A 12,364-nucleotide genomic window follows, 5' to 3' on the forward strand; every position below is an offset into this window, starting at 1 on the left:
AGCTCAATCATTCTAAATTTTATTCAAATACAATCTTAAGTCCCTGTTCTTCTACATGATGTTGATAAAACTTCTCCAATTCCTCTTGCATCAACGCGTTTGCTCCGCCGCCAGCACTTGGGTGTCCGACAATTGTATGAATTTTTCGAACGTCTTTTGCGTAATATACTGCAATTTTGAGTAAGGCTGTGGCGTATCCCTTTTTTCTATATGCATCTTTTGTATGTAATCCTTTGATGCGTATTTTTTCTGCAATCCTTCCATTATACTCTGTTGTAATTTGGATACGAGACAACCACTCTACTTCATTATTGATGGAAATAAACAGAGTATCACATTGATCTTCCAGTCGAATATCGTACTGTGGAAAGTTCTCCTGAATATATTTTTGCAATTTATCAAAATAGCATTCGTGCTCCAATTTGTTACTCCTTATCTTTTCTATGTATTGTCCTATGATTGTATTTCTCTATAATCATTTCAAGCGCTCATCTTTCCCTTTCGTGCCAAATGATTCCTATTTCTTTTGTGCTTGCAGTTGTTCGGAATATTCCTTTTGCAATGTTGAATTCAGGCTGTCTAATAATTCTTCGTGTCCTTGAAAGACATTCAGTGCATCAGACATATATACAACTTCTCCAAAGTTTGGTTCGTAAGATTGTTTCGCAAATATTGCTAAAACCTTTTTTGTTGATGTTGCGTTGAGCGAATTACTCGCCTTTCTCATACTCCGAGCTTTATGAGCATCTGATGCGAAAGCAACACACATATTTAAAAGAGGATTTTTAATTGCAACGGGAAAAGTATAGGTATGTGTTTCTAATTCATTCAGTAACACTGTTTTCTCAGTATCAGAAGACAAAAGATCATACAATCTCTCTACATCCTGACCTTTACGTTTTAATGTTTGCCATTCATATTTTTGCATAGTCTCAATGTTCCCTTTATCTAAAGTACCATTGACACAATTATTATAAAATTCTTCATCGCCTAAATTACTATATAGCCCTGTCAGATGTTTGAAGTCTGCACTAAAGAAACGTACATCTTCCGTAGTATGATCTTCGCAAATAACTCGAAATACCTTGTTTGATAAGCGAGTTTTAAAATTTTGAGCCCCGCTAATCGCAAGCGTTCGTAATCTTTCTTTGTGATTATCTGATAATGTATATGGTGTAGCCATCATTGTCCTCTTTGACATTCATGTATTAGAAAAGCGGGAAACCTAACGTTTCCCGCTCCTGCAGTTTCCTGTTGGTTGTCAACCTCACACACCCTATAGGTGTGTAAATACGGATCTAGGTTTGAAGACTCCCAGCTGTCTACGACATTCCTGCTTGTCGCCAGCCTCGTACACTCTATAAGTGTACAATTTCGGACCTGGAGTTTTACCGGCTTCCAGTTGCCCACAACTTAAGATGCTGCAACATCACAAGCATTACTGTTTGTATAATTAGTATATGCGTTTTTATAAAAATTGTCAATGCTTCTATCGCATTTTTATATATGTATACAGGCGAAACATCCCGCAGGTGCGGGAATATAAGCAATCACCTGTGATGATAAGGTCAACAGAAGGAACCCCCCCGGATGCGGGGAAAACTACAATGGCGGTTTGGGAATTACAAAGAATCGTAGGATCACCCCGCGGATACGGGGAAACCGGTGCGTTTCTGCATCCACCTCGGAAAACAGAGGATCGCCCCCGCTTACGCAGGAAAAACCGGACCCATACTCGAATCGGTACATCGCCGCCAGGATCACCCCGCTCATGCGGGGAATACCTCTGCGAGGCTTGGCAGGCTTAAAGCCCCAGGGAACACCCCCGTGGGTGCGGGGAATACACTTAAAAAACTCTGATTTTAAGCCATTTCTAATTTGCAAAAAGCCCATTTTCATTTAACTGCAAATCTACTGTTTCCGATTGAAATGGGGATTGACAACAACGGTGTTCGACTTACGCCACAAACGTTCCCTTCTTCCTCATGGCTCTTTTCTGCTTGTCGTTGATCTGCTCGAATCGCAGTTTGTAGTAATACAGCTCGTCACGATCCGCCGGCGGCAGGGAGTAATGCAAAAAGTCAATCGGGAACTCATAGAGGTCTCTGGCTGCACTGTTTAACTTATAGTTGCTCAGTACCTTTCTGCCTTCCGTGCTGGCAAACAGATCATACACCTCATGAATGTTCTTAAACGGCCCGATCATCTGCAGCATTCTCTGGAAGCAGATGCCAGCTCGATATGCACCCTTCTCCTCTGTGAAAAAGCCCTTTTTGAATCGCTTGATCTCCTTGTCAAGCACACGATCATAGTAGGTCTCGATTGCCTGCTTTTCATTGTAGGAATATCGGTCCGGGAACAGGCGATGTACCAGGTACTGCATATTGTCCATGGGATCCAGCTCTACGGGGAAACGAATTCTCTGCTTTACGATACCGTCGAGCCTCATTCGCTTTAACTCGTGTGCATTTAAGTTGTAACGGAACTGCTCCGGCTCCCAGCCGCGGTAATAAGTAAACGCGTAACGCACCAATTTGAGTACGATCTCTTCATCAGCCGGATTGTACTCTTTCTTGCCGTTCACCGTTGACTCAAACAGTTCCTTGCCGCAAGTGGCCTTATTTCCCATCAAGACATCATCATACAGAGCGAAAACGCTATCCATTCTTCTTTCCTCCATTTTTCTTCTTTGCCGGCGGAAACGTTGGTTCTACCTTTTCAATCGTTACCTCGGTCCGTGGATTTTCTTTATCATAATAAACTCGGCTGCCATCCGTCGATACAATGACCCTGCAGTGATCCTCTGTCAACAGTCCATGGGTAACCAGGACGTCATGTAGGGCTTCATTGAGATTGGTCAGATCTACAATTCGTAAGGTATCGACGTAATACAGTGCTTTGACATTGACAGGATCATCAATCTGCAGAGGTTTGATAAAAATTCCACAGTCTTTTGCGTATTGTAAATATTGCGGTGAAGGAGATACGAATGGTACCTTTTTATTCGCCCCTGTTTCTGTCGCCTTGTTCCTGTAAAAAATTTGCTGGTGATTTTTCTTCGTGTAGGGTTTTATGGGGATCATCACATGGACGGCCCCATCTTTTTCAACGTGTGTTCCGACTTTCATCTCCAATGGACTCACCCCTTTCTCGACTCACCCCCGCTTATGCGGGGAATACAGGTGCCATCCGCACCGGTCACAAATTACCTGCCATCCGTAAATTTCAACTCTTCATTGACCTGCTGTTTTACCGTAATCAGGCGGGAAGCAGCATCATATGTAGCTTTCATGATACCGGCAAAATGCTGAAAGATTTCTTCTCTTGAAAGGGCATCTTCGCATTCCTTTTTATCCGCACCCTCTCGCTTTAACTGGCGTTTTCGCAGTTTTGCAATCATGGCCATGGTGGACAGATAGGAATATTCCGAAGCGCTCTGGCTTAACAGCTGTCCGATGACCTGCATATCCTCAACCGTTTCTACCGTTGGCGGGATTTTTAATTGACATCGTGCCTGAACAAGATAGATCAGTTCCTCTGGCGGTGTCACAAGAATCTGTGCAATCGTTAAATCTTCAATTTTCGGTTCCTGTTCCATATTTGTACTCCTTTTAGAAAAACGGAAGCAGCTCAAACAAAATGAGTCTGGATTCCGGATTTAACCATGTTGCAATGCCGACAAAGACCAGGAATGTAATGAGGCAGGACAAAAGTCCGCGCAGGATGGCGATCAAATAGTCTTTTGCTCCTTTTTCCTTGACGTAAAAATCATCATCGGCAATACCGGCCTGTTCCTTTAGGTCTTCCTGCTTTTGCTGTCTTTTCTCTTCTTCTTCGACCTTTTCCATCAGGCTTTTGTTAAACTTCCCCATTGCCTTCCCCTCCTTGAATGATACGGACTGCATTGTCCATCACAGTCATAAAACAGTCATGAGCCAGGTACACGGTATCTGCATCCTGCTTTCCGGTTGCAAGTGTGAACGGATCCGGAGAAAACGGCATAAAAGCGGTCATAGAAGCCTTATCCTGCATCAGTGCCAGAATGTCCTTTTCATCTTTTCCCGGAATGAAATTAAACACGTAAATGGCTTTCCTAAGCGCCTCGTCTTTTAACGCAAGCTCGGTGTGGAAAATCTCATTGGGCTTCATGCCGGAAACCAGGACATTGGCTCCGCAGTTTAAGAATTCCTTTTTATCAAATGCTTTTGCCGTGATACTGCCATAATCGCAGATCAGATAGTTATAATGTGTTCCGCCCTCCACCAGCTCCGGCAGTCTTGATTTTGAGTACATGTCGATGCCATTGTATGTGATCTTGCCTGGCAGTTTGTCCTTTACACAGTCTGCATAAAGTGACGTGCAGCCCCAGATGTAATCCTGAGCATTTGCTTCCACGTAGGCCGCTTCATAGCCCATCTGTTTTAACCAGTTGACCAGCGACAATGCTACGGTCGTGGTTCCGATACGCGGCATGACACCGGCAATATGTATAATTCCGTCCATGATGTTCTCCTTATCACATTTTTATTTGTTCGCGGGACTTTTGTCCTCGTATTCCATTAGCCAGTTTTCCATATACTTCTGGAATTCCGTTGTTGTAGTTGGCTTGATTCTTTGATAGAACTCTTTCACTTTATTCATGTCGCTGTCGCACACTGGAAGAGTATGTTCAATCAATGTGCGTACATCTTTTTCCGTTACCATCTCGTTTTCTGTGTTTGTGTATTCCGATGGAAAAAGCGGAAATTGATCCAATATAGTATCTGCTTGATGACGAACAAACCGTTTGCACGACATACCTAGCGGCATCTGTGGGAGACGCATCAATTTTGTTACATAAAAGAGTGCTACGCTTGGTTGCGAATTACACCCACAGGATCGTAATTCATTTACTGTGCGAGGCAAGATCTGGATATGTCTCACATCGTTTACCGTTTTATATACATCTTTTATCATGTCACATATAGTGATGCAGAGTATTACACCAAGAAGTTCGAGGAGGAGTCCAAGCGTGGAGTATATAACGATCTCTATGGTTGGCCACCGATCAAAACGTTTCAAAAAATAAAAATTGAGATACAGTAATATGATACCGCCGATGATTTCCATGATTGTATAGATTGTTTCTGAATACAGCTCATAGAACGTTTTAAGAAAACTGCGTTTTTTCATTTGAGATTTATTCCTTTCCTTTTGAATTGTATGTTTTAAGCCAATGATCCATATACTGCTGAAACGTTTCCGTTGTAGTCGGCTTAATGATTTGATAAAATTTTTCACATGGGCCTTCGTTTGGCATTTGAGATTTATCATCCCATGATTCTTCCATCCAGCTAAGAAAACGCCGAGAAACTCCACCGGTTTTAATTTCATCCCATAGCATTGCATTCGCTGGATACAGAAATGAAAATTCAAGACATAGAGCGTCAATTTGTGTGCGCATCCATTGACGGCATTTTCGGCTAACACATTTACGCTTAGAAATCATCGATTTTGTTGCATAAAAGAGTGCCACCGTCTGCCATGAATTGCAGCCCAAAGCTCGCAGTTCTTCTGCCGTTCTTGGCAATTTAGAAAGATATCGAATCACCATAATCGATTGACATATATGGATGCCCGTAGTCAAAAATTTACCGATAGTAAAAACCAAAGAAGTGTTAGTAACAAATTGGCTTGTTCAGAGAATGGATCAATATAATGAAACTCCTGCACTGTAACGCGCATAAAGATAATGGCTACTATCCAGTACAAAACAATAGGGAGAATAAATGTAGTGTTATCTGGATATATCTCATTCCATGTTTGTCGAAATCCATGCGTTGTCATCGCTATTCTCCTTTCATTTATCTGTGTTCGGTGCTACATTTTTCACAACCGTTCTTCTTCCCTCTTCAATAATAAAAGTTCTCATATCCGGCTGTGCAAATGCCTTTTCGAGGAATGTTGGATGGACAGTGTTTACATGCTTCGTAGAATTTAAGCGCCGGTTGTCTGGTGGTGCTTCGTCCCATACTATGCACTCCCTTCGTTTTTCTACTATTATATGGAAAGCGCTTTCTGGCATCAAAATTCAAATGTTGCGGATATGAAAAATGTGTCTTTTTTAGAAGCAATTTCAAATAAAAGAAAAAGAGCCTCTTGCACAGAAGCTCTTTTGTTGGGATGGGTGTGTTACTTCTCTTACATGAGTGACTGACGCTGCAGGTTTGCCGTCCACTCGGAGTATGCTGACTGGTTCAGAATATTGTCTCCTGCCCTCATCAAACATACCGGTGTGCCGTCTTTCCTGCGCAGCCCAGCAAAGTCCTGAGAAACAGGATCTTTTCTGAGGATTGTCATAAGTGCTTTTCGCATACAGCCTACGATTCCTGGTTTGTCATGTCCAAACTGCGAATAGTAGTGCCGTGCTGCTAAAATGTCATTGCTTGTGTAGTACATCATCATTTCCCTCCTGAATAAAACGTTTTTTCACATCTATATCATCAGGAGTACCCATAAGTGCCCCTGTTGTTTTCACAGGGACACGTCCCAAAATATGTTCTCAAATGCCTCTAAGGACATAGAAGAATTATGGGTTGTGATACCGCATATTTCGTATAAAAGCGTTCGTTATGAGATTCGGCCCAGCAGCCAATCCTTTAATCCGCAGTTTCTTCGGCTTCTGGTGGCCGCCGCCAAATATGCGTCCAGTACCTCCGGCACCGCAATCAGTCTGACTTTCTTTTTTGCTCTTGTGATTGCTGTGTAAAGCAGTTCTCTGGATGCCATCATGGCGCTTTCTGATGGCAGCAAAATTAACACCTCGTCCGCTTCTGCTCCCTGGGATTTATGGAAGGTGAGTGCATAGGCAAGCGTCATACCATCCGTGTTACCGACGGACAAATGCAGCGTTTTGTCCGAAAACACAATGGTAAAGCTGCCGTAATTGATCTGCGTGATCTGACCAACATCTCCATTCATATAGCCACACTCATAGTTGTTCCGGTTCATGATCGCCAGATCTCCCTCGTGGAACTTTCTGCCGTCGATGAAGAATCCCGGATCCTGGAATGCAAACTTTTCCTGCACGATGTTATTGACTGCCCATGTGCCAGCCTGTCCTTTTTTGATCGGAATGAGGATCTGCGGAAGTTTCTCCGTACTGAGTTTCTTAACCGCCTGCAAGATCGCATTATCATTCTCCACATACTGTACTTCAAAATCATCTCCGTTTTCCGGCCTCTGCCCGTTTAACACTCCCAGTGCATTTGTCACAATGCGGCTTCCTGCTTTCTGGCGAATGGTTTCCGTCAGGCGGTACACCGTGAAGCATTCGCTTTCCACCAGATCCCGCAATACCTGACCAGGACCGACGCTCGGAATCTGGTTGTAATCCCCGGCCAACAAAAGCGTTGTGCCACTGACCACTGCCTTTAAGAAAATAGATAACAGTTCCGTATCTGCCATGCTCAATTCATCTACGATAATGAGTTTGTATGGAAGCGCGTCTGCTTCAGTGCCATGGTTGTACCATTTCAGGTTCATGCTTTTGTGCATAGTCATGGCCTTATGGCGGCTGATCTCGCTCATACGAGAGGCCGCTCTTCCGGTCGGGGCACACAATAGCACCGCTTCTCCCGGATATTGGTCCAAATATGCCTGAATGATTCCGTTGATCGTTGTGGTTTTACCAGTTCCAGGATCACCGATTAAAAAGGCAACGCCGCCGTCCCTTAAAATACCAAAGGACTCTCTCTGTTCCTTGTTATAGGAGATGCCGTACCGTTTCTCCATTTTCCGGATTGCAGATTCAATGTCCGCAATGCTGGATTTGCCGGACTGTGCGATGCGTGTCATGTTCTTGGCAATGGTTCTTTCGTGCAGGTACATATCAAACGGCGCAACGTATGTCGTATTTTCGACACGGTACAACTTAATATGTTTGGAGTCATAAAGCAGCAACTCGATAAGGTCAATCGGCAGTGCCTGTGCATGACATCCCTTGGCATACGCATACCCGGAGACCGCCTTCAAAAACGCCGGCAGTTCCATGCGGGTATCCCCTCGGTTCTTCATTCGTTTCGTCACTGCATCAATCAGTGCATGGATTCTGCGAAAATCCCATGGATCCACACCGTATCTCGCGGCAATTTTATCGCAAGGCTCAAACGGGGCGTCATGACGTAAGAGAATATATGGATTCTCCTCGATTTTGCTCATCGTGCCGCCGTCTTCCATATAAGAGGCGATAGCCACATAGGGCACTTCATGAGCAGATAAAAAAAGGAAGAGTTCGTTTTCTTCTGCATCTTCCCTTAAAAAATTCCTGACCGCCTTGCCGCGCTCCTCTCCGACTCCGGGAATGGACAAAAGCTGCGTGAGCAAATCCTTCTCTCCTGCCTTTGCAAAAATGTCCGGACCAAGCAACTTCACAATCTCTGCAGCAATCGCTTCTGAAATACCGCTTACCTTTGCTGACAGGATCTTTACAGACTCTTCGGCACTTCCGGAGGTTCTTCGAATCTTTCCGAAGCGGAAAACGCCGACAGAGTCATAGTCTCCATCTAACAGATATTTTTTCTTTTCTGAGACAGTGGAGACGGCGCCCATAGCAGTAAACTTCTCCTGCGTTGCCAGATCAAGCAGCTGCAGCGTTACAATGCCGGTCTTTTTATCTCTGTTTTCAATACTTACACAAATTCCTGTAATCGTCATGGCAAACCTCCTGATTCATTACTTTCAGTGTAGAAGAATCTCCGTTTTGGAACAAATTTGATTCCTTACGGATATGAAAATTCCTGCTTTTTGACATAAAAAATTCCCCGCATACACGAGGGATTCCAATGTTTTACAGCTTCATGCCAGGCCCCTGATTGAACATGGCATCCTCATCCGCCTGCACGCCGTATTTGGATGCACCCTCCAGGGCTCCGTTTGCTTCCACCTTTCGGCCGTCCGGTGCCTTGCCGGTCGTCTGCAGTGTTCCATCGGCGCCAAAGTAATAATCCTTGCCGCCCCAGCTTGCATAGTTGTTTGTCACCATCCAACCGTCTGCGTCAAAGAAATACCAGTTCCCGTTCTCATTTAACCAGTTGGTCTGAATATAGGAAGCATCCTGGTTTCTGTACCAGTATTTGCCGTTTTCTGCCTGCTGCCAGCCAAGGTTTTTATATTCCAGATGGCTGTTTCCAGGCTCGCGCAGATCCCTTCATAGATTCGCTCATACTTCACTTCAAATGCTGCCTTGTTTGCGGCCGCCATTTCTTCGGAGACCTCAATGCTTCCGCCGCTTACCCACTCACCGGTCTTTCCGTCCTGGCCTACCGGGCGTACCTCGTAGCTATAAGATCCCGCCTTCTGCATAAACGGTCTGCAGTCATAGCGGATGCCGCCGGTCTCCACGCGCTTTAATTTGTCGTCGCTGTCCCGGAGTGCAATCTTATAGGAAGCTGCACCAATGGCCGGATCCCACTGGGCCATCCCGTTCTCTCCCCAACGTGCTTCCTGAATCTCTCCTAAAAATACATCGAGTCGCATCAGTTTCACGGTAACGATGAGGGTGGAGCCGTTGTCTTTTCTGGAAGCCTTCACAAATTCGGCTCCGGCGCCGTTTAAGTGGATCTTATTGGACTTGGTGATATTAAAGTAGTAATCGTCATCCGCAGAAAGCTCCACGACATAGGTCTGCATATCACCCTCATACAGACTTTCGTTCTTCTCGTCTCCGGAATAATACTCCGATGCCAGAGAAACACTGCCGGCGTCGTAGTTGTCACCCTTCACTTTAATCTCAATGTCCGGAATACCGTCCTCATCAAAGCTCTCGGCATCAAAGGAAACCGATACGCTGTTGATTGCCTTTGCCGCCTGTGCAGATAATGGCATTGCACACATCATTGCTGCAGTCATACACAGTAACCATTTCTTTTTCATCATTCGCTCCTCCAATTCTCCTGCTCATGCAGGACTTGATTAATTTTAATGTCACAGCAATTATGCACAGGTTCTTGACAATATCAGTTTCAATGAAAAAAGAGGCCTTCGCAGTGAAAGCCTCTTATCGTCAGGAATTATTTTTTTGTAATGCGGCGGCAGATAGACCATACAGTATTCTTTGGTTTCGTCACACCACTGCCAACCGAGTTTCTGATAAAATTTACCAATTTCATCAAAAAGCAAAGTTAAAAAGATTGGTAACTCCTCCTGCGGATCCTCCAATGTTCTTGCGATTGACACCAACATCGTTCCGAGCCCCTGGCCCTGATAGTCATCCTGGATAAACACATCGCCAAGAAGCAAAGATTTTCCGCTCCAATGCTCATGTTTTTCGATCATATCCGGGCAGTCATCCGCCCCTCCAATTGTACAGTACCCGATTAAGTGCTCCCCTAAAAAGACACCATAGGCGTAACTTGCTTCGTTCGGATTAATCACATCTGGATCCATCATGTCAGCTACACAAAATGTGGATTCTTCGTCCATCGCTGTGACCTGTTCCATGTCTGTACCAAGTAACACACGAACGGTCGGGATCTCCACCTTGGCTCCAAGGTATTTCTCCCTCACTGCCTCCACCTGCCTGTTATAGCACGGGATACACTCAAAGCACGTCTTTTCATCGAACGTAATGTCGGTGATGTGGCCATATTCATCTGTGTAAATGCCACCTCTGGTAGCACCCGGTACGCGAAATGCATAAACATGGCCAGGTTTTCCATCAGCTTCCATGCGATCACCGCAATCGTACAGGTAGGTTGGGTGTCGCTCTACAAAGTCTTCATCTTCCAGGCGATAGGCGTCCATGTCTTTGGTCAGTTCAGAACGCAATCGTTTGTCTGCGCCAACGAAATATCGCATGTCAGGAACAAAAATTACTCTTTCCACTTTTTCCATTCTTTTTCTCTCCTTATCCTTTGTACGGCTGCATCATTGCACCGTAGTTTTCTTCAGTCTTTTCTAAAAGCTCCTGCAGTGCCAGGTAACGCTCGCTTGTGGGCTCCAGTCCATTTTGCATTCCGATAATATGGGACAAAATGCTGTCTCTGGCATATGCCGCTCCTTGATTGAACTCACTTTGCATCTCTTCCCTCCTTTGTGCCTTTAAGAAAGGTGGGTAGAAACTGATACAAAATCATTGATTTCCTTCCTTTCTCATTGACTATGTTATTTCAGAGTAATTATGGATTTCGATAAAAGAAAAAGAGCTACCCTTTCGGATAACTCTTTCGTGGAAAGTCTGGTCCTTACATCTGATCCTTAACAGTCTTTCCGAACTTAAACTTCGGTACGCGGGACGCCTGGATTTCCATAGGCTCTCCGATCCTCGGGTTTTTGCCGGTGCGTGCTGGCTTGTCCTTCACCTCAAATGTTCCGAAGCCCAACCAGCTGGATCTTTTCACCCTGCTTTAAGGTTTCGGTAACTGTATCGGTCAGGGCATTCAGAACGGCCTCGGCGTCCTTCTTGCTGACATCAGCCTTGCTTGCTAACTGTTCGATCAACTCTTTCTTGTTCATTGGTTCTGTTTCCTTTCGATTTTTCGTCGTGTAGACTTTATTGTTTACGTGCCTATTATATGAAAAAGATTGTCTGAACACAAGCGTTAGAATGTTGCGGATATGAGAAAAAGCACTATTTTTAGTAAATACCTTGCATCATATGCAAATCTGATCATTTTCTGTCTTTCTTTAACCGCTCCTCTGTCTCAACGACCTGCCGGTAGAATTCCCCTAAGTCTGCCAGCATCCCGCAGTTTTCCATGCCTGTGTTGAACTGGGTCACGAACCTGCGGCACCGCATCCTTTCAAACCACCCACCGGTGCAGTAGGCAATTCCCCTTACGTTGTGCCCACAAAGCCAGCGGACCAGGTCACTCACTCGGAAACCGTCATTGTTTTGCAAAAATATCTTTAGCTGCTCCGGCATGCCTGGTACTTCATATAAAAACCCAAGGGACCAGCCCTTTGTTGGATGGTTAAACATCATGTACATACCTGCTCCTCCGTTTCTGCCAGTATACCATATTTGTCACGGAAAGAACACTGCCCAGTGTTCACCACTGCAACAAATCTATATAAATTTACTGGCTTTTACAATTTCCGCTCGTTTCACATCTAATTTCACTGCTTCATGTGTAATTTCGCCGCAGCTTTCCACTCACCCCCTATTTCATAAACGGTGTAATATCGCTTTTGGAGGCATATTTTAACCCTCGCCGTTTCGGATATGTAAAATTTTCTGACAGACTTTCAAACCGCCGTTAAGGTGTATCAGGACGAAAAATATTGACTGAAAATTCCCTCTGTTTTCGCAATACTGATTCACACATGAAACGAGAGGTCAGTTTCCCAAAAAGCCATTTATATTCACACATGAAACGGGGCTTTG

General features: G+C 44.6%; 19 protein-coding genes. All 19 read right to left on the minus strand.

Annotated elements, in window-relative coordinates:
- Positions 1-19: 19 nt before the first annotated feature.
- Positions 20-421: a GNAT family N-acetyltransferase gene (locus FYJ39_RS07805; RefSeq protein ID WP_154471915.1), complete on the minus strand. Its 402-nt coding sequence runs from the start codon at positions 419-421 to the stop codon at positions 20-22.
- Positions 422-517: 96 nt separating this feature from the next.
- Positions 518-1,186: a PBECR4 domain-containing protein gene (locus tag FYJ39_RS07810; protein WP_154471916.1), complete on the minus strand. Its 669-nt coding sequence runs from the start codon at positions 1,184-1,186 to the stop codon at positions 518-520.
- Positions 1,187-1,602: 416 nt separating this feature from the next.
- Positions 1,603-1,773, minus strand: a complete 171-nt coding sequence (locus FYJ39_RS07815) for a hypothetical protein (protein WP_154471917.1) — start codon at positions 1,771-1,773, stop codon at positions 1,603-1,605.
- Positions 1,774-1,957: 184 nt separating this feature from the next.
- Positions 1,958-2,665, minus strand: a complete 708-nt coding sequence (locus FYJ39_RS07820) for a hypothetical protein (protein WP_154471918.1) — start codon at positions 2,663-2,665, stop codon at positions 1,958-1,960.
- Positions 2,658-3,128 carry a RusA family crossover junction endodeoxyribonuclease gene (locus FYJ39_RS07825; protein WP_154471919.1) on the minus strand — a complete coding sequence of 157 codons (471 nt, stop codon included), beginning with the start codon at positions 3,126-3,128 and terminating at the stop codon, positions 2,658-2,660. The genes FYJ39_RS07820 and FYJ39_RS07825 overlap by 8 nt, the downstream gene beginning before the upstream one ends.
- Positions 3,129-3,205: 77 nt before the next feature.
- Positions 3,206-3,598 carry a hypothetical protein gene (locus FYJ39_RS07830; RefSeq protein ID WP_154471920.1) on the minus strand — a complete coding sequence of 131 codons (393 nt, stop codon included), beginning with the start codon at positions 3,596-3,598 and terminating at the stop codon, positions 3,206-3,208.
- A 13-nt stretch (positions 3,599-3,611) separates the two neighbouring features.
- Positions 3,612-3,872, minus strand: a complete 261-nt coding sequence (locus tag FYJ39_RS07835) for a hypothetical protein (protein WP_154471921.1) — start codon at positions 3,870-3,872, stop codon at positions 3,612-3,614.
- Positions 3,859-4,503, minus strand: a complete 645-nt coding sequence (locus FYJ39_RS07840) for a hypothetical protein (RefSeq protein ID WP_154471922.1) — start codon at positions 4,501-4,503, stop codon at positions 3,859-3,861. Before FYJ39_RS07840 ends, FYJ39_RS07835 begins: the two co-directional genes overlap by 14 nt.
- Positions 4,504-4,524: 21 nt before the next feature.
- Positions 4,525-5,172 (minus strand): hypothetical protein, encoded by a 648-nt coding sequence (locus FYJ39_RS07845; RefSeq protein ID WP_154471923.1) that lies wholly within the window; start codon positions 5,170-5,172, stop codon positions 4,525-4,527.
- Positions 5,173-5,179: 7 nt separating this feature from the next.
- Complete coding sequence (locus FYJ39_RS07850; RefSeq protein WP_154471924.1) at positions 5,180-5,593, minus strand: hypothetical protein; 414 nt, start codon at positions 5,591-5,593, stop codon at positions 5,180-5,182.
- Positions 5,594-6,180: 587 nt separating this feature from the next.
- Entirely contained in the window at positions 6,181-6,444 is a 264-nt protein-coding gene (locus FYJ39_RS07855) for a hypothetical protein (RefSeq protein ID WP_154471925.1), read from the minus strand.
- Between the two features lie 165 nt (positions 6,445-6,609).
- Positions 6,610-8,694 carry an AAA family ATPase gene (locus tag FYJ39_RS07860; RefSeq protein WP_154471926.1) on the minus strand — a complete coding sequence of 695 codons (2,085 nt, stop codon included), beginning with the start codon at positions 8,692-8,694 and terminating at the stop codon, positions 6,610-6,612.
- A gap of 133 nt (positions 8,695-8,827) precedes the next feature.
- On the minus strand, positions 8,828-9,022 hold the full coding sequence (locus tag FYJ39_RS20865; RefSeq protein ID WP_235919773.1) for a hypothetical protein: 195 nt from the start codon (positions 9,020-9,022) through the stop codon (positions 8,828-8,830).
- 41 nt (positions 9,023-9,063) lie between these two features.
- The gene (locus FYJ39_RS07870; RefSeq protein WP_154471927.1) at positions 9,064-9,915 is read right to left on the minus strand and encodes a hypothetical protein; all 852 of its coding nucleotides are present in this window, start codon (positions 9,913-9,915) and stop codon (positions 9,064-9,066) included.
- Positions 9,916-9,972: 57 nt separating this feature from the next.
- Entirely contained in the window at positions 9,973-10,872 is a 900-nt protein-coding gene (locus FYJ39_RS07875; protein WP_154471928.1) for a GNAT family N-acetyltransferase, read from the minus strand.
- 13 nt (positions 10,873-10,885) lie between these two features.
- Complete coding sequence (locus FYJ39_RS07880) at positions 10,886-11,059, minus strand: hypothetical protein (protein WP_154471929.1); 174 nt, start codon at positions 11,057-11,059, stop codon at positions 10,886-10,888.
- Between the two features lie 163 nt (positions 11,060-11,222).
- Complete coding sequence (locus FYJ39_RS21490) at positions 11,223-11,339, minus strand: HU family DNA-binding protein (protein WP_407923834.1); 117 nt, start codon at positions 11,337-11,339, stop codon at positions 11,223-11,225.
- A gap of 1 nt (position 11,340) precedes the next feature.
- Positions 11,341-11,493 carry an HU family DNA-binding protein gene (locus FYJ39_RS21495; protein ID WP_407923835.1) on the minus strand — a complete coding sequence of 51 codons (153 nt, stop codon included), beginning with the start codon at positions 11,491-11,493 and terminating at the stop codon, positions 11,341-11,343.
- Between the two features lie 154 nt (positions 11,494-11,647).
- Positions 11,648-11,968 (minus strand): hypothetical protein, encoded by a 321-nt coding sequence (locus FYJ39_RS07890; protein ID WP_154471930.1) that lies wholly within the window; start codon positions 11,966-11,968, stop codon positions 11,648-11,650.
- Positions 11,969-12,364: the final 396 nt, after the last annotated feature.

The organism is Clostridium porci (assembly GCF_009696375.1).
GTDB lineage: Bacteria > Bacillota > Clostridia > Lachnospirales > Lachnospiraceae > Enterocloster > Enterocloster porci.